This window comes from Streptomyces flavochromogenes (assembly GCF_000717595.1).
Taxonomy (GTDB): Bacteria; Actinomycetota; Actinomycetes; order Streptomycetales; family Streptomycetaceae; genus Streptomyces; species Streptomyces flavochromogenes.
In genome coordinates, this window is sequence record NZ_JNZO01000002.1 from 302,749 (window position 1) to 320,316 (window position 17,568).

Sequence of the window (17,568 nt, forward strand, 5' to 3'; positions counted from 1 at the left end):
TCACTCGCTGTTCAGGGGGGACTGGTTCTCGGGGTACTGGGGGAAGGCGCGCTCGACGAACGACGCGATGTGGTCGTGGACCGCGCGGCCCACCCCGCCGACGTCGCCGGCGGCCGCGAGCCGCAGGATCTCCTCGTGCTCGGCGGCCTCCCGTTCCCAGGAGGGGATGGCCGCCCAGGCGACGGTGGAGACCAGGGCCGCCTGGTCGCGGACCTCGTCGAGCATCCGGCCGAGCAGCGGGTTGCCGCAGGGCAGATAGAGCGCCCGGTGGAACGCCCGGTTGGCCAGGGACCGTTCGGCCGGGTCCTCGGCTCCGGCCGCCCGGCGCAGGGCCTCCCGCGCCTCGTCGAGCGGGGCGCCGGACGCCACGGCGCGGCGGACCGCCTCGGGTTCCAGGAGGAGGCGTACGTCGTAGACGGCGCGGGCCATGTCGGCGTCGACCATCCGGACCGTGACGCCCTTGTACTGGCTCATCACCACGAGCCCGCTGCCCGCGAGGGTCTTGAGCGCCTCACGGACCGGGGTCTTCGACACTCCGAAACGCGCGGCGAGTTCGGCCTCGACGAGGGCCTGGCCGGGTCTGAGCCCGCCGGTGAGGATGTCGTGCTTGATCGCTTCGAGCACGTACTGGGTGCGGGAGGGGATGGGGCTGGGGGCGAAGGCCATGGAGCACTCTCAGATCTCATGTATCGCGTCTCATATATGACGTACGAAGTGCAACGGGCATGAAGTTAAGGGGGCGTTCGTGTTTCGTCAATGCTTCACGCAAACGCTTTCTACGGCCGGCGTCCCGCCGCCCCCGGTCGGCTGGTGAAGGGGCTGGCCCGCCGATTTGTTTTCTGGGATAACTATTGAGGGCTCGGTGCAGCCCTCCCCACCCCACCCCGAGGACCGGCATGAAGTTCACCGACGGCTTCTGGCTGATGCGCGAGGGCGTCCACGCCTCGTACGCCACGGAAGTCCGCGATCTGCGCCTGGAAGCCGACCGCTTCACGGCCCACGCCTCCGTCAAGCGGGTCGAGACCCGCGGCGACACCCTGAACTCGGCTCTCCTGACGGTGGAGTGCCACGCACCCGCCGAGGGCGTGATCGGCGTACGCGTCACCCACCACGCGGGAAAGGTCCACCGAGGGCCCGACTTCGAGCTCGACGGCTCGGGTTCGGGGGCGGGCGCGGTCCGTCAGGACGGACCGGTCGTCGAGCTCGCCTCCGGCCCCCTCCGGCTGCGCCTGGACCGATCGGCTCCCTGGGCCCTGGAGTTCCACGACGACGACGGCCGTACGCTCACCGGGACCGGCCGCAAGGGCACCGCGTTCGTCACCACGCCCGACGGCGCCCACCACATGGCCGTCCAGCTCGCGCTCGGCGTCGGCGAGCAGATCTACGGCCTCGGCGAGCGCTTCACCCCGTTCGTGAAGAACGGGCAGAGCGTCGACATCTGGCAGGCCGACGGCGGCACCAGCAGCGAACAGGCCTACAAGAACATCCCGTTCTACCTCTCCTCACGCGGCTACGGCGTCTTCGTCAACCACCCAGGACGCGTCTCCTTCGAGGTCGGCTCGGAGGCGGTCGGCCGGGTCCAGTTCAGCGTCGAGGACCAGACCCTCGAGTACCTCGTCGTCGCGGGCCCCACCCCCAAGGACGTCCTGGCCCGCTACACGGCACTCACCGGGCGCCCCGCCCTGCCTCCGCCCTGGTCCTTCGGCCTCTGGCTGACCACCTCCTTCACCACCCGCTACGACGAGGCCACCGTCACCTCCTTCGTCGACGGCATGGCCGCCCGGGACATCCCGCTCTCCGTCTTCCACTTCGACTGCTTCTGGATGCGCGAGTACCAGTGGTCCGACTTCCGCTGGGACCCCGAGACCTTCCCCGACCCGGAGGGCATGCTCGCCCGGCTGAAGGCCCGGGGGCTGCGCGTCGGGATGTGGATCAACCCGTACATCGCCCAGAAATCCCCCCTGTTCGAAGAGGGCAGGGAGCGCGGACTTCTCCTCCGGCGGGCGAACGGCGACGTCTGGCAGTGGGACCTGTGGCAGCCCGGCATGGCCCTCGTGGACTTCACGAACCCCGAGGCCAGGACCTGGTTCCAGGACAAGCTGCGGCCGCTGCTCGCCCAGGGCGTGGACTGCTTCAAGACCGACTTCGGCGAGCGCGTCCCCACGGACGTCGTCTGGCACGACGGCTCGGACCCCGAGCGCATGCACAACTACTACGCCCAGCTGTACAACCGGACCGTCTTCGACCTCCTGGAGAAGGAACGCGGCACCGGCGAGGCCGTCCTCTTCGCCCGCTCGGCGACCGCCGGCGGGCAGCAGTTCCCCGTCCACTGGGGCGGCGACTGCTGGGCCTCCTTCGAGGCCATGGCCGAGTCCCTGCGCGGCGGCCTCTCGCTCTCCCTGAGCGGATTCGGCTTCTGGAGCCACGACATCGGCGGTTTCGAGGGCACGCCCGAGCCGGAGGTCTTCACCCGCTGGCTCGCCTTCGGGCTGCTGTCCTCGCACAGCAGGCTGCACGGCAGCGACTCGTACCGGGTGCCGTGGGAGTTCGGCGAGCAGGCGGTGGACGTCGCCCGGCGTTTCACCCGGCTCAAGCACCGGCTGATGCCGTACCTGTACGGGGCCGCCGCCGAGGCCCACGCGACCGGGGTGCCGGTGATGCGGCCGATGCTCCTCGAGTTCCCCGAGGACCCGGCGTGCCGGACCCTCGACCGTCAGTACATGCTCGGTCCCGACCTCCTGGTCGCGCCGGTGCTGACCTTCGGGGGCGAGGTCGAGGTCTACCTCCCGGCGGGCGACTGGACCCACCTCCTGAGTGGCGAGACCGTCACCGGCCCCTGCTGGCGCCGCGAGACCCACGCCCTGGACAGCCTTCCGCTGTACGTGCGCCCCGGCGCGGTCCTGCCCCTCGGCGCCGACGACTCCCGCCCGGACGGCGACTGGCCCGACGGCCTGACGCTGCTGGTGGCCCCGGGGGGCGCGGGCACGGTGCGGGTCACGGTCCCTGACCACGGGGGTGCGACGGCCGCGGTGTACGAGGTGACCCGCACGCCGGAGGGCCCGCGGGCGATCGTGAGCGGCACGGAACTCCCGTACACGGTGCGGGTCCTGGGGCCGGGCGGAGTGTGATCGCCACGGCGTAGGGTCGGGGCCATGACGACGCATCCCACGATACGAGACCCCGAACAGCGCAAGAAGGACGTCCTCGCCCGGCTGGCGGAGGAGGTGGACATCTGGGTGGCCTCGGCGAGCGCCGACGCCCGGCCGTACCTCGTGCCGCTGGCCTTCCACTGGGACGGCGCGGACATCTGGCTGTGCACCCGGCTGACGAACCCCACCGGCCGCAACCTCGCCGCCGGCGGAAGCACCCGGCTGGCGCTCGGGCACACCCGGGACGTCGTCCTGATCGACGGTGACGTGACGACGCTCGTCGTCGGTGACGTGCCGACGGCGGCGATCGAGGCCTTCGCCGCGAAGTGCGGGTGGGACCCGCGGAACTCGGGACCCGCCTACGGCTGGTTCCGGGTCCGCCCCACCGCCGTGGAGGCCTGGCTCGAGGAGCCCGAACTGGCCGGGCGCCACCTGATGCGGGACGGCGTCTGGGCGGTCTGAGACGGACGGCGTCGACCGGGAACGCCGCCGCGGGACCGCGATGCGCGACACCGCGCCGGGACCGGCCCCCGGCCCGGTGTCGGCGCGTCCCGGACCCGGTGTCGGCGCGGGCTCGGCCGCCGCGAAGGAGCGTCGAGTTGCCGAGTTGCGGTATCCGGTGCGGGAGAGAAAAGTGGGTCGTATGACTCCTGTGCACCGTTGAGACGTGGAACTCCGGGCACCTGGGCCGCCCTTAGGGAGCGGCCGTCGGAAGGGTCTGCGCACCGATAGCACCTGGACGCCCCATGACAAGAAATGTCCGGCGACATGTCATCCGGGCCGCGAGCGCGTCCCTCCTGGCTGCCGCTCTGGGGCTCACGGGAGGCGTCGCGGCGGCCGCCGGCGCCTCCGCGCAGCCCCAGGCGGTCCTGGCCGCCGAGCCGACACCGCCTCCCGGTGAGGGCGAGCCGGAGCCTCCGCCTCCCGGTGAGAGTGAGCCGGAGGCTCCGCCTCCCGGTGAGAGTGAGCCGGAGGCACCTCCTCCCGGTGAGAGTGAGCCGGAGGCTCCGCCACCCGGTGAGAGTGAGCCGGAGGCACCTCCTCCCGGTGAGAGTGAGCCGGAGGCTCCGCCTCCCGGTGAGGGCGAGCCGGAGGCACCTCCTCCCGGCGAGGACGGAGGGGCACCTCCCGCCGAGGGCGGAGCGCCCGCGCCGCAGACCCCCGACGAGATCAGGACACGGATCGAGGCCGGACTCGCGAGCTCCGACCTCTCGGCCGAGGAGAAGGCGACGGTCCAGAAGTCGCTGGAGACGGTCCTCGGCATCCTCGGCGACCCGAACGCCTCCCCGTTCGAGAAGGACCTGGCCAGTGCCGTCGGGGCGGGCCTCGACCAGGTCCTGAAACTGAGCATGGACCCCGCCACGTCGGCCGAGGACAAGGCCAGGTACGACAGGCTCGTGGTCGGCGTCAGCGAGGCGATGGCGAAGTTCACCGACCCGGACGTGCCCGCCGACCAGCGGGACGGCACCCACGCGGTCCTCGCGGACCTGAACGTCACCCTCGCGAACCTCGCGGCATCGAACCTGTCACCCGCGGACAAGGCGTACTACTCCCTGTGGGCGGACCAGATCCTCGGCGGTCTGCTGGCCGTCCAGCAGCCGACGACGACGCCGAAGCAACACGCGGACAGGCAGAGGGTCCAGGAGAAGCTGAAGCGGAACGCCGGGGCGCTGAAGACGTATCAGAACCCGGACGCCTCCCAGGCGGACCGGGACGCGGCGAAGAAGACACTCGACGAGCAGGCCGGTGCGACGAACCATCCCGCCCACCAGGAACTCGTGGCCGAGCTCAAGCGTCTGAAGGCTCCCCAGGCCTGCCTCGACGTGGTGCAGAACCGGACGCAGCAGGCCGGCTGGCCGGACGGATCCTTGTGGGGTCTGAGCGACACGACCTGCGCGGACACGGTCGGGGCGGGCGCCCAGGACAGCGGCAGCGACTGGAGCGCGCTCTTCCAGTGCGTCATCGACAACCCCTTCAGCACCTGCGCCTCCCGCGTCCCCGAGGACTGAGCCTTCCTCTCAGGCGTGGAAACCGATGTGCGCCAGGCGCAGGTCCCCGCGCAGCTCCACACGGAGGTCCGCCACCTCCCGCGCGACGAGAGGGGCGCGCACCGTCCGGTAGACGTAGGGACCGCCCGTGGCCGGGACCTCGATGCGGGCGATGCCGGAGACGCCTGCGACGCGGTCCGGGCCCGTGCCGTGGGCGGTGCCGAGGACCACCTTGCCGCCGGTCTCGCCCGCGACGGTGACGGTCACCTCGGTGACCCCGTCGCCGAAGTCGCAGGAGTGGTAGACGAGCATGCCCACCGTGTCCGCCTCGGCCTCCGTGCACGGGTCCGCCGAGGTCACCGCCTCCCCCGCGGCCTTCGTACGGTCCACGATGACCGTCCCGGACTGCTCGTCGTAGTCGACCGCGGCGAGACCGTCCCCCAGGACCGGGCGCGGCCCCGGCGCCTCGCCGGCCACCTCGACGCGGACCGTGCGGCGGATGTCACCGACGGACGCGCCCGCGTGGATCTCGTACGGGCCGGGCTCCACCGTCCACCGGCCGTGGGCCACGTCCCAGTGGCCGAGCGCCGTGAGCGGCACCGCGAAGGAGAGCGAGGCGGCCGCGCCCGGCGCGAGGTGGACCCGTTCGTGGGCGAGCAGTTCGCGGTGCGGGCGCGGCACGGAGGGGGCGACGGCCCGCCCGTACACCTGGACGACCTCGTCGGCGGCGACGGCACCACTGTTGGCGACCGTGCACGAGATCCGTACCGTCTCCCCGTCCACGGCTGCCGTCAGTTCCTGGTACGCGAACGTCGTGTACGACAGACCGTGTCCGAAGGGGAACAGCGGTGTGCCGTCGAAGTACAGATACGTCTGACGGCCGCCGATGACGTCGTAGTCGAAGAGATCCGGCAGGTCCGCGTCCGTCGCGTACCAGGTCTGGGGGAGCCTGCCCGCGGGGGAGACGTCCCCGGCGAGCGTCCGGGCGAGCGCCGTGCCCGCCGCCTGCCCGCCGTGCGCGGTCCACAGCAGGGCCGGGAGAGCGGCGGCGGCCTCCGCGACTGCGTACGGGTAGGAGGAGACCAGGACGAGTGCCGTCCGCGGGTTCGCCGCGAGCGCGGCCCGCCAGAGCCGCTCCTGGTGGGCCGGGAGAGCGAGCGTCGTCCGGTCCTCCGTCTCGCGGCCGTTGATGTGCGGGTCGTTGCCCGCGACGACGATCACCGTGTCCGCCCCGGCGGCGGCCCGCGCGACCGCCTCCTCGCCCCGCTCGATCACCTCCACCGTGAAGGGTTCGGCGGGTTCCCGGTCGGCGGCAACCTTCACGCCGTCGGCGGCGACAGAGACGTAGCCGCCCGTACCGAGGTGCAGAAGGAGGTGCTCGTGCGCATGCTGCTCATGGGTTTCGAGCCGGAAGGTCTCGTGCACGACCCAGCCGCCGGGCTCGTCCGCCGAGGCGCGGACGAACCCGTCCTCGGCGACCGACAGGTGGCGGCCGTCGGGGGCCCGCAGGGTCAGCACCCCGTCGCCCCAGTCGACCAGGGCGAGTTCCGAGCCCGCCGCGTCGGCGGTGAGCGGCGGCAGGTCGGTACGGCCGGCGAGCAGCGCCGGATCGAGTGCGGCCGCCGTACCCCGCCCCGCGCCGGCCGCCGCGCCCTGACTCTCGGGGACCCGCAGCGCGGCGCCGGACGCGGTCCGCAGCCGTATCCGGTCCACGCCCTCGGCGAACGTCACCCGGTCCGCGCCGAACCGCTCCCGCAGTCCGTCCAGCGGGGAGGATCGGTGGATCAGCGAGCCGCTGTACCAGTCCAGTTTGCAGGCATCGCCGAGCAGTCCGACCACGGCGATCCGGCGCCCGTCGTCCGCGAGGGGCAGCAGCGGGCCACCCGCCTCCAGTGGCTCGTTGCGCAGCAGGACGACCGCCGCCTCCGCCGCCTCGCGGGCCAGCTCCCGGTGCTCGGGGGTGTCGAACCGGGCCTCGTCCGCGTACGGATCGAGCTCAGGGTCGAACTCGCCGAGCAGGAACCGCACCGTCAGCTGACGCCGTACCGCCCGGTCCACGTCCTCCTGGTCCACCAGACCGGCCTCCAGGGCCCGTCGCAGCCTCCCGAGGATCACCGAACTGTCCGTGCCGTGGTCGGTGAAGGAGTCGACCCCGGCGCGCAGCGACGCGGCCACCGCTTCCTCGTGCGTCGCGAAGTACCCCTGGGAATCGGCCAGGTTGGAGGGCGCACCCGCATCCGAGCAGACCAGGAGTTCCTGGTCCGTCCAGGTGCGCAGCTCCTCCTCGATGTACGGGGAGAGGTGGTTGGGCCGGCCGTTGACGAGGTTGTACGCGGGCATCACCCCGGCCACCGCGCCCGCCTCGACGGGGCCCCGGAAGGCCCGCAGGTCGTACTCGTGCAGCACTCGTGGGCGTACCGAAGCGGAGGACGTGTCCCTGGCCGTCTCGTTGTTGTGCGCCAGCCAGTGCTTGAGGACGGGTGCCGTGCGCCAGTACACGGGATGGTCGCCACGCAGGCCCCGGGTGTACGCGGTGGCGATCGCGGCGGTCAGCGCCGGGTCCTCCGCGTACCCCTCCTCGCCGCGACCCCACAGGGGGTTGCGCAGCGGATTCACCGTCGGCGCCCACAGGTTGAGCCCGACCCGGTCGTCCTTGGCGCGCATCGCGCGCGCCTCGCGGGAGACCGCCTCGCCGACCCGGCGCACCAACTCCGGGTGCCAGGTGGCTCCGAGGCCCACGGACTGCGGGAACACGGTCGCCGGTCCCATCCAGGCGACGCCGTGCAGGGCCTCCTGGCCGGTGCGGAAGGCGGCGAGGCCGACGCTGTCGGCCCCCGGCGTGAACTGGTGCAGGAGTGCGAGTCGTTCGCCGGCGGTGAGCCGGTCGAGCAGGTCGTCGACCCGGCGGGCGACGGGGAGCGCCGGGTCGTGGAAGGGCGGCCGGTGTGCAGTCACGTGCGAGTCCCTTGCAGAGGGGTGTGGAGGCCGGGAAGGCTGAGCTTTCGAAGCGCTTCGATGCTCCGTGCGGGAGGAGTGGGTGTCAAGGCGTGGTCCACCACCATCTCCCCTACGTTCCAACCCACTTGGGTGTTCTCGTGCCGACGGGCAATCCCGAGAGATTCTCGGCGGCGACTCTTGCCGCGCCTGTGACGTTCACTTAACCTCGCAGCAATATCGAAGCGCTTCGACTCTCGATCGTCGAGAGCGCCCGGGCTATCGCCCCGCCCGCACCACCTCCACCACAGCCGGCCGGCACCCCCGCGGTCGCCGTATGTCCTGGCGCGTGCCATGAAGGGTTGACGCAATGACGCCGAACGCCGTCTCCACGGACTCCCGGAGATCCACCCCGAGCCGGAGCGGCTCCGGGCAGAGCCGCAGGGGCTTCCTCGCCTCCACCGCCGTCGCCGCCGCCGTGGCCGCCGGCGGCGCGCCGCTGCTCACGGCCTGCGGGGGCGGCGGCTCGGGCAGCGGGAAGAAGGACGGCACCACCACCGGCAAGGACGCGGCCAAGCTCCTCCCCGCCTTCGTCGCGAGCACCGTCGTCGCCCCCGACATCGCGCCGAAGAACGGCTCGGCGGCCGGCTTCACCCGCGCCATCCCCGGCGCGGAACTCAAGGCCTCCGTCACCGGGAGGAGGGGCAAGGGCGGCGCCCTCACGATCATGGCGCCGTTCTGGGGACCGCCGCCCGCCCCCGACAACCCGTACTACAAGGCCATGAACGAGGCCATCGGAGTCCGGGCCACCTGGCAGAACCAGGACGGCAACGTCTACGACCAGAAGCTCGGCGCCGTCCTCGCCTCCAGCGAGATCCCCGACGTGGTCGTCGTCCCCGGCTGGAACCTCGGCGGCAGGATACCCAGCGCCGTCGACGCCAAGTTCGAGGACCTCGGCCCGTATCTCTCGGGCGACAAGGTCAAGGCGTACCCCAACCTCGCGGCGATCCCCACCGACGCCTGGCAGCGTTCCATCTTCGGCGGCACACTCCGCGGTCTGCCCATGCCCGCCTCGTACGTCACCAACATCGCGCCCTTCTACCGCAAGGACCTCTTCGACGCGAAGGGCTGGCAACTCCCCAAGAACGCCGACGAGTTCCTCGCCCTCGCCAAGGAGATCACCAGCGCCAAGGCGAAGGTGTGGGCCTGCGGCGACATGACCTGGACCGCGTACAACATGTTCGGCGTGCTGTCCGGCAGCGACAAGGCGCTCGGCTGGAACCTCGTCGACGGCAAACTGGTCAACCGCATCGAGACCCCCGAGTACCTCGAAGCACTGGAATGGACCCGCAAGCTCTTCGACGCCGGAGTCGTCCACCCCGACGAGAAGACCCAGAACCAGGGCGACACCGGCAACCGCTTCACCGCCGGGCAGTGCCTGATCTACAACAACGACCTCTCGCACTGGTACGCCAAGACCTCCGAACAGGCCGCGCGGAACGCGTCGTTCGCGATGGCGGCCATGGACATCCCCGGCCACGCCGGCGGACTCCCGAAGCTGTGGGCCACCAACCCCGCCAACATCTGGGCCTTCATCAGGAAGGGCAGCTCCAAGGCGGTGATCGAGGACGCCCTCGCCGTCGCCGACTTCACCGCCGCCCCCTACGGCACCAAGGAGCGGATGCTCACCGACTACGGCGTCGAGGGAGTCCACCACACCGTCAAGAACGGCCTTCCGGTCAAGACCGACAAGGGGAACCAGGAGGTCAGCAGCTCCTGGATGTTCGTCGCGAGCCCCGCCCCGTACATCGCCCACCCCGACACCCCCGAGGTCACCCGGGCCATGACCGAATGGCAGCAGCGCATGGGCGCGGTCACCTCCAAGTCCTCCTTCTACGGCATGACCGTCACCGAGCCGTCCCGGTGGACCGGCCTCATGAACGACTTCGAGCAGCTGGAGAAGGACATCGTGCGCGGCCGCAAGAAGGTCTCGGACATGCAGCAGGCCGTCTCCGAATGGAAGACCAAGGGCGGCGACGAGCTCCGCGACTGGTATCGCAAGCTCCTCGACACCAACGGCTCCGCGGCGAGCTGACCGTGAGCACGCTCGACACCAAGACGGCGGAGCCGGCCGCGCCGGCCGCCACCGCCCGGACCCCACGGGGCCGCCGCCGGGACCCGCGGCGGCCCCGTACGGCCGGACACGTCCCGTTCGGCCGGCGGCTCCGCCGCGACAGGGCCCTGCTCCTGATGACCGTCCCGGCGCTCGTCCTCGTCGTCGTCTTCAACTACGTCCCGATCCTGGGGAACGTGGTCGCCTTCCAGGACTACGACCCGTACCTCTCGACCAACGGCGTCACCGCCATGCTGGAAAGCCCGTGGGTCGGCCTCGGCCAGTTCGAACGGGTCCTCTCCGACCCGGGGTTCTGGCACGCCGTCGAGAACACCCTCGTCCTCTTCCTCCTCCAACTGGTGCTGTTCTTCCCGGTGCCCATCGCGCTCGCCCTGCTCGTCAACAGCGTCCTGCGACCCCGGGTGAGGGCGGTCGTCCAGGCGATCCTCTACCTGCCGCACTTCTTCTCGTGGGTCCTCGTCATCACGGTCTTCCAGCAGATCCTCGGCGGCGCCGGCATCATCGCGCAGACCCTCCGGCAGCACGGCCACGAGGGCTTCGACCTCATGACCGACCCGGCGGTCTTCCCGTTCCTCGTCACCGCCGAAGGCATCTGGAAGGACGCCGGCTGGGGCGTCATCGTCTTCCTCGCCGCGCTCGCCGCCGTCAACCAGGACCTGTACGAGGCCGCCGCGATGGACGGTGCCGGGCGATGGCGGCGCATGTGGCACGTCACCCTGCCCGCGCTGCGCCCCGTCATCGCGCTGCTGCTCGTCCTCCGCGTCGGCGACGCGCTGACCGTCGGCTTCGAGCAACTGCTGCTCCAGCGCGACGCCGTCGGCCCGGGGGCGGCCGAGGTCCTCGACACCTTCGTGTGGTGGACCGGTCTGCGCAGCCAGGACTTCAGTTACGCGGCCGCCGCCGGACTGGTCAAGGGAGTCGTCGGCCTCGTGCTGGTCCTCTCGGCGAACAAGACCGCCCATCTCATGGGCGAGCAGGGGGTGTACCGCACGTGACCCGGAGCCTGGCAGCGAACCGGCGACCGCAGACGACCGGACGTCCTGCCCGATCCCGATGGGCGGCGCCCGCCCGGCCCGTCTGGGAGGAGCCGCCCGGCCGGACGGGCCTCGCCGCGAAGGGCGCGGTCCTCGTCCTCGCCTGCCTCGCGGTCCTCTTCCCGCTGTGGATCGTGGTGGTCACCAGCCTCTCGACCAAGAAGACGATCACGGAGACCGGCGGCCTCGTGGTCGTCCCCAGGGACATCACCTTCATCGCCTACCAGGAGCTCCTGAGCGGAGGCCAGGTCACCCGCGCCGCCGTCGTCAGCGTCCTGGTGACCCTGACCGGCACGGTCTTCTCGATGACCGTGTCGATCCTCTGCGCGTACGGACTCTCCCGGCCCGGCTCGCTCGGCCACCGCTTCATCCTGCTCACCCTGATGGCCACCATGTTCTTCGGCGCCGGCCTGATCCCCACGTACCTCCTCGTACAGACCCTCGGCCTCACCGACACCTATCTCGCGCTGATCCTCCCCAGCGCCGTCAGCGTCTTCAACATCCTCGTCCTGCGCGGCTTCTTCATGGGCGTCTCACCCGAACTCGTCGACAGCGCACGCATCGACGGAGCCGGAGACCTGCGCATCCTCTGGCAGATCGTGATGCCGCTGTCGAGAGCGGTCATCGCCGTCATCACCCTCTTCTACGCGGTCGGTTACTGGAGTGCCTGGTTCAACGCCTCCATCTACCTCAGCGACCAGAACATGATGCCGCTCCAGAACGTCCTCATCCAGCTCGCGCAGAAGCAGGAGATCCCCGTCGGCCTCGGCCAGGCCGTCAAGGCGGGCAACCTCTCCGGACTCGCCGTCCAGATGGCCGTCATGGTCCTGGCCCTGCTGCCCGTGGCCGTCCTCTCGCCCTTCGTCCAGAAGCACTTCAGGAAGGGCATGCTCACCGGCGCCGTCAAGGGCTGATCCCGCCGCCCGATCCACACCACCCCCCTTTTCCCACGGAGAGTCGGATGCCGAGCCTCGACGATGTGACCCGGCCGCCCGGCCGCCCGCCCCAGATCCTCTACGGCGGCGACTGGAACCCCGAGCAGTGGCCCGAGGAGACCTGGACCGAGGACGTCCGGCTCATGCGCCGCGCCGGGGTCACCTCCGTCACCCTCGGCGTCTTCTCCTGGGCGCGCATCGAACCCAGCCCCGGGAAACGCGAGTTCGACTGGCTGGACCGCCTCATGGACCTGACGCACACCCACGGCATCGGCGTCGTCCTCGCCACCCCCACCTCCTCGCCACCGCCCTGGATGGGACGGCTCCACCCCGAGACGCTGCCCCGCGACGAGGACGGCCGGACCGAATGGTGGGGCTCACGCCAGCACTTCTCCCACTCCAGTGAGGTCTACCGGCAGTACGCGGCCTCGATCACCGAGGACCTCGCGGCCCGCTACGCCGGCCACCCCGCGCTCACGATGTGGCACATCAACAACGAGTACTGCACGTACGACTGGGGCGACGAGGCGGCCCGCACCTTCCGCCGCTGGCTCCAGGACCGGTACGGCACCCTCGACGCGCTCAACACCGCCTGGGGCACCGACTTCTGGAGCCAGCGGTACGGCGACTGGGCCGAGGTCCTGCCACCCCGGCGGGCGCACTACCTGAAGAACCCGGCGCACGTCCTCGACTTCCGCCGCTACACCTCCGACCAGCTGCTCGCTTGCTACCGCGCCGAACGCGACATCGTCCGCCGCCACACCCCGGACCTCCCCGTGACCACCAACTTCATGCCGTTCTGGTCCGGTCAGGACGGCTGGACGTGGGCGGCCGAGGAGGACCTCGTCTCGGTCGACGTCTACCCCGACCCGAGGGACCCGGGCTCCGCCGCCTACAACGCCATGATCGGCGACCTGACCCGCTCCCAGGCGGGCGGCGGACCGTGGATGGTCATGGAGCAGGCCGCAGGCGCCGTCAACTGGCGAGGCGTCAACCACCCCAAGCCGTACGGACTCAACCGCCTGTGGGCCCTCCAGGCCATCGCCCACGGAGCGGACGCCGTCTGCTACTTCCAGTGGCGCCAGTCCCGGCAGGGGGCGGAGAAGTTCCACTCCGGAATGCTCGGCCACGCGGGCGAGCGGGGGCGCGTCTTCCAGGAGACCGTCCGCATCGGGGAGGACCTCGCCCGGCTCGGCCCCCGGGTCGCGGGCAGCCGGGTCACCACCGGCATCGCCGTCCTCCACGACTGGAACTCCTGGTGGGCCGGCGACCAGGAGGGGGCGCTCTCGCGCCGCGTCGACCACGCCGAGATCGTCGGCGCCTGGCACCGGGCCCTGTGGGACGCCCACCTTCCCGCCTCCTTCGCCCACCCCCACCACGACCTCGGCTGCCACCGGCTCGTCCTCGTGCCGCACCTCTACCTCCTCGACGACACCGCGATCGACAACCTCGTCGCGTACGTGCGGGGCGGCGGCACCCTCGTGTGCGGTTTCCTCACCGGTATCGCCGACCAGGACGACCGGGTCCGCCCCGGCGGGATGGACGCCCGCCTCCGCGAGCTCCTCGGCATCGACCTGCTCCAGGAGTGGTGGCCGCTCGACGAGGGCGAACACGTCGACTGCGGCACCTTCCGGGGGACACTCTGGTCGGAGGAACTCATCGCCGCCCCCGGCGCCGAGACGGTCGCCGCCTACCGGGGCGGGGAGCTCGACGGCCTGCCCGCCGTGCTCCGCAACGGCCGCGCCCGCTACCTCACCACCCTCCCCGAACCGGCCGCCCTGAGCCGGCTCCTGTCCGCCGTGGCGGAGGAGGCCGGAGTGCGGCCCGTCGTCGACGGCCTGCCGGCGGACGTCGAGGCCGTCCGGCGCGGCGACCTGCTCTTCCTCCTCCGGCACGGCCACGACCCGGTCACGGTCACGCTGCCCGGCCGCCACCGCGACCTGCTCACCGGGACGGAGATCGCGGGGGCGCTGAAGCTGGAACGGTACGGAGTGGCGGTCCTGGAGGTGTCCGGAGCGCAGGTCCCGGAGCCAGCGGACGCGGGGACACGGGAGGAGCACGGACCGGGGGCCCGTCCCGTGCCGGAGGGGCGTCCGTGATCCACGGCACCTGGGAACCCGCGCCCGCCGCCCGCTGGGAGGACGCCTTTCTCGCCGGGAACGGCAGGCACGGCGCCCTGGTCCTCGGCGATCCCGGGGACGACCGGGTGATCGTCACCCACCACACCCTCGTGCGGCCGAACAACGCCCCCGCCGACACCACGCCGCCCCGCCTCGCCGCAGCGCTGCCCGCCCTCCAGGACGCCCTGCTCGCCGGAGACGCGACGGCCGCCGAACGGTTCACGGACGGGCGCCCGCTGCGCTGGGTCCAGCCGTTCCACCCGGGCTTCCTGACCCGGCTGCGGAGACGAGAGAACACCGCCCCCGCCGCCCCCGTCCGCCGGAACGTGGACTTCACCACCGGGGTGGTCACCGGGGAGTGCGGGGAGCGCCGCAGCGAGGTCTTCGTCTCACGCGCCGACGACGTCATCGTCCAGTACGTCACCGCGCCCGGTCCCGTGGTGGACATCGACCTCGACCACCGGCTGCCCGGCGTCCCCCTCGGACTCGGGACCGGCCGGGGCGTCGTCACCGCACGCCGGGAGACCGTCCTCACCCTGCGGGCCCGGTACCCGGACAGCCCGCTCGGCTACACCGGCATCACGCTCCTGCTCACCGACACCGGACGCACCACGGTCACCGCCGGCGGCGTCCGCGTCGAAGGCGCGGGGCAGCTGCTCCTCCTCACCCGGGTGCGACGCCACACGGAGCACTTCGACCCGGCCCCGGCGACGGAGGACCTGCGGTCACTGACCGGCGGCCACGACCTCCCCACCCTCCACGACCGGCTGCTCGCCCGCCACACCGCTCTGCACAGCGCCGCCTACCGGCGTGTCTCGCTCGACCTCGGCGCGGACCCCACCGAGCGCGCCCTCCCCGGCTCCGCCCTCCTCCGCCGCCCCGACGGCCCCGCCCTCCTGGAACGCCTCTTCGCGGCAGGCCGCTACCACCTGCTCTCCTCCTCGGGCTCGCATCCGCCCCGGCTCCCCGGACTCTGGACCGGGGACTGGAACACGGCCTGGTCCGGGGCCTTCACCACCAACGCCAACCTCAACCTCCAGACCGCCTCCGCCGCCGCGGCCGACCTGCCGGAGGTGACGAGCGCCCAAGCCGACCTCGTCCACGGCCAGCTGTCCGACTGGAGGGACAACGCCCGGGCGATCTTCGGCGCCCGGGGCGTCGTCGCCCCCTCCCACACCGACGGCTTCTCGGGGCACACGTACCACTTCAGCCGTGAGTACCCCCTCCACCTGTGGACGGCGGGCGCCGACTGGCTTCTCAAGCCGCTGCTCGACCACGAGGAGACGAGCGGTCGGCGCGACCCGAGGACCTCGACCCTCCTCGCCGAACTCGCCCTCTTCTACGAGGACTTCCTCACCAGGACCGGACCCGACGGCCGTATCGTCGTCGTCCCCTCGTACTCACCCGAGAACCGGCCGCGCGCCGGGAGCTGGGGCGCGGTCGACGCCACCATGGACATCGCCGCCGCCCGGCACGCCCTGCGTGCCGCGGCCGACCGCGCGCCCCACGCCGACGCCACGCGGCTGCGCGCCCTCGCGGACCGCCTCCCGCCCTACCGGATCAACGAAGAGGGCGCGCTCGCCGAGTGGGCCCGGCCCGGGCTGGGCGACCGCTACGACCACCGGCACCTCAGCCACCTCTACCCCGTCTGGCCGCTGGACGAGATCAACCCGTACGACACCCCCGAGCTCGCCGCGGCGGCCCGGCGCGCCCTCGCACTCCGCGGCAGCGAGAACGACTCGGCCCACGGACACCTGCATCACGGCCTGGTGGCGGCCCGGCTGGGCGACGCGGCCCGTACCGAGGAGGCTCTGGCGCGCGTGCTGACCGGCGACTACTTCCACGACTCCCTGATGAGCGCGCACTACCCGGCCCGCGACGTCTACAACGCCGACGCCGCCCACACCCTGCCCGCGCTCCTCGTCGAGACCCTCGTGCAGTCCACGGCCGAGCGGCTCGTGCTGCTCCCCGCCCCGCCTGGCCGCTGCCCGCGCGGCCGGCTCACCGGCGTACGGACCCGGTTCGGCGCCCGCGTCGACCTGACGTGGTCACCGGGGACGTACCGGGCCGTCCTCCGCCCGGACCGGGACGCCGAGATCGACGTCCGCACCCCGGCCGGTGCGACCCGGCTCGTCCTGCGCGCCGGCGAGGAGCGGATCGTCAGCTCCTGAGCCCGGCCGGGGGAGGAGGACCAGAACTGTCCCGTACGGTCAGCACCGGCGTGAGCAGTTCGATGCCCGCCGTGTCCGCCCCCTCCCCGGGGGAGAGGCCCGCGACGAGCCGCTCCACCGCCCGGTGGCCCAGCTCCTGCGCGGGGATCGCCACCGAGGTGAGCGGCACCGAGGCCTGGGCGGCGATCTGGCCGGCGCACACCGCGACCACCGACACGTCCTCGGGCACGGCCCGGCCGGTCCGCCGCAGGAGCGTGAGCACCGGCTCGACCGCCGTCTCGTTCTGCACGACGAACGCGCTGACCCCGGGCCGCTCGTCGAAAACCCTGGCGAGCACCCCCGCCACCGCGTCATGACCGCCCTCGCACGGCCGGTGCAGCAGCCGGACCCCTCGCTCGGCAGCCCGGTCGCGCAGTCCGCGCAGGGTGCGCTCGGCGAAGCCCGTATGGCGCGCGTAGACGCCGGGCGACTCGCCGACGACCGCGATCTCCCGGTGCCCGAGGTCGGCCAGATGCTCCACGCACAGCGCCCCGGCCGCCGCGAAGTCCAGATCGACGCAGTCGAGCCCCTCCGGGTCGGCGGGCAGCCCGACCAGGACGGCCGGCGGACCCGCCGCGCGCAGCAACGGCAGCCGCTCGTCGTCGAGCTGGACGTCCATCAGGATCACCGCCTCGGCGAGCCCGCTGCCGGTCACGCGGCGGAGCGCCGAAGGGCCTTCCTCACCGGTGAGGAGCAGCACGTCGTAGCCGTGCGCGCGGGCGGCGGTGGCGACGGCGACCGCGATCTCCAGCATGACGGGCACATACATGTCGGTGCGCAGCGGGACCATCAGGGCGATGATCCGCGAACGGCTGCTGGCGAGTGCGCGGGCGCCCGCGTGGGGCTGGTAGCCGAGCTGCTCGATGCTGGCCCGCACCCGCCGCCGGGTGGGGTCCGAGATGGGGCGCTTGCCGCTGAGGACGTAGCTCACCGTGCTGGCCGACACTCCGGCGTGCCGGGCGACCTCGGCAAGCGTGACCATCCGTTCTCCCCGCGGGCCGTGACTGAGGTGAGGCGATGCGAATCGCTTCGACGATGCCACTCGAACGATCGCGTCGACGGCT

General features: G+C 72.2%; 11 protein-coding genes. 8 read left to right on the forward strand and 3 right to left on the reverse strand.

Annotated features, from left to right (window positions below; all coding sequences use genetic code 11):
* Complete coding sequence (locus tag IF00_RS0103445) at positions 1-666, reverse strand: GntR family transcriptional regulator (protein WP_030314045.1); 666 nt, start codon at positions 664-666, stop codon at positions 1-3.
* Positions 667-896: 230 nt separating this feature from the next.
* Here IF00_RS0103445 and yicI point away from each other — a divergent pair, with 230 nt between their 5' ends.
* From yicI to IF00_RS45520, 3 genes are all read left to right on the forward strand, one after another.
* On the forward strand, positions 897-3,128 hold the full coding sequence (gene yicI, locus IF00_RS0103450) for an alpha-xylosidase (protein WP_030314046.1): 2,232 nt from the start codon (positions 897-899) through the stop codon (positions 3,126-3,128).
* 24 nt (positions 3,129-3,152) lie between these two features.
* Positions 3,153-3,611 (forward strand): pyridoxamine 5'-phosphate oxidase family protein, encoded by a 459-nt coding sequence (locus IF00_RS0103455; RefSeq protein WP_030314047.1) that lies wholly within the window; start codon positions 3,153-3,155, stop codon positions 3,609-3,611.
* A 284-nt stretch (positions 3,612-3,895) separates the two neighbouring features.
* Complete coding sequence (locus tag IF00_RS45520) at positions 3,896-5,158, forward strand: hypothetical protein (protein ID WP_030314048.1); 1,263 nt, start codon at positions 3,896-3,898, stop codon at positions 5,156-5,158.
* A 9-nt stretch (positions 5,159-5,167) separates the two neighbouring features.
* Here IF00_RS45520 and IF00_RS0103465 read toward each other — a convergent pair whose 3' ends face one another.
* Positions 5,168-8,092: a glycoside hydrolase family 3 protein gene (locus IF00_RS0103465; RefSeq protein ID WP_030314049.1), complete on the reverse strand. Its 2,925-nt coding sequence runs from the start codon at positions 8,090-8,092 to the stop codon at positions 5,168-5,170.
* 349 nt (positions 8,093-8,441) lie between these two features.
* Between IF00_RS0103465 and IF00_RS0103470 the strand changes: the two genes are divergently transcribed.
* Genes IF00_RS0103470 through IF00_RS0103490 form a run of 5 tightly spaced genes read left to right on the forward strand, consistent with a single transcriptional unit; the run spans position 8,442 to position 16,465 of the window.
* Positions 8,442-10,166: an extracellular solute-binding protein gene (locus IF00_RS0103470; protein ID WP_030314051.1), complete on the forward strand. Its 1,725-nt coding sequence runs from the start codon at positions 8,442-8,444 to the stop codon at positions 10,164-10,166.
* A gap of 2 nt (positions 10,167-10,168) precedes the next feature.
* Positions 10,169-11,200 carry an ABC transporter permease gene (locus tag IF00_RS0103475; RefSeq protein ID WP_030314054.1) on the forward strand — a complete coding sequence of 344 codons (1,032 nt, stop codon included), beginning with the start codon at positions 10,169-10,171 and terminating at the stop codon, positions 11,198-11,200.
* An 8-nt stretch (positions 11,201-11,208) separates the two neighbouring features.
* The gene (locus IF00_RS0103480) at positions 11,209-12,153 is read left to right on the forward strand and encodes a carbohydrate ABC transporter permease (RefSeq protein WP_030314056.1); all 945 of its coding nucleotides are present in this window, start codon (positions 11,209-11,211) and stop codon (positions 12,151-12,153) included.
* 47 nt (positions 12,154-12,200) lie between these two features.
* A complete protein-coding gene (locus tag IF00_RS0103485) occupies positions 12,201-14,273 on the forward strand; it encodes a beta-galactosidase (RefSeq protein ID WP_078944518.1) in 2,073 nt (690 codons plus the stop codon).
* On the forward strand, positions 14,270-16,465 hold the full coding sequence (locus IF00_RS0103490) for a glycosyl hydrolase family 95 catalytic domain-containing protein (protein WP_030314060.1): 2,196 nt from the start codon (positions 14,270-14,272) through the stop codon (positions 16,463-16,465). The genes IF00_RS0103485 and IF00_RS0103490 overlap by 4 nt, the downstream gene beginning before the upstream one ends.
* Here IF00_RS0103490 and IF00_RS0103495 read toward each other — a convergent pair.
* The gene (locus tag IF00_RS0103495; protein ID WP_030314062.1) at positions 16,455-17,486 is read right to left on the reverse strand and encodes a LacI family DNA-binding transcriptional regulator; all 1,032 of its coding nucleotides are present in this window, start codon (positions 17,484-17,486) and stop codon (positions 16,455-16,457) included. The two genes, IF00_RS0103490 and IF00_RS0103495, sit on opposite strands and share 11 nt — an antisense overlap.
* Between the last annotated feature and the right edge of the window lie 82 nt (positions 17,487-17,568).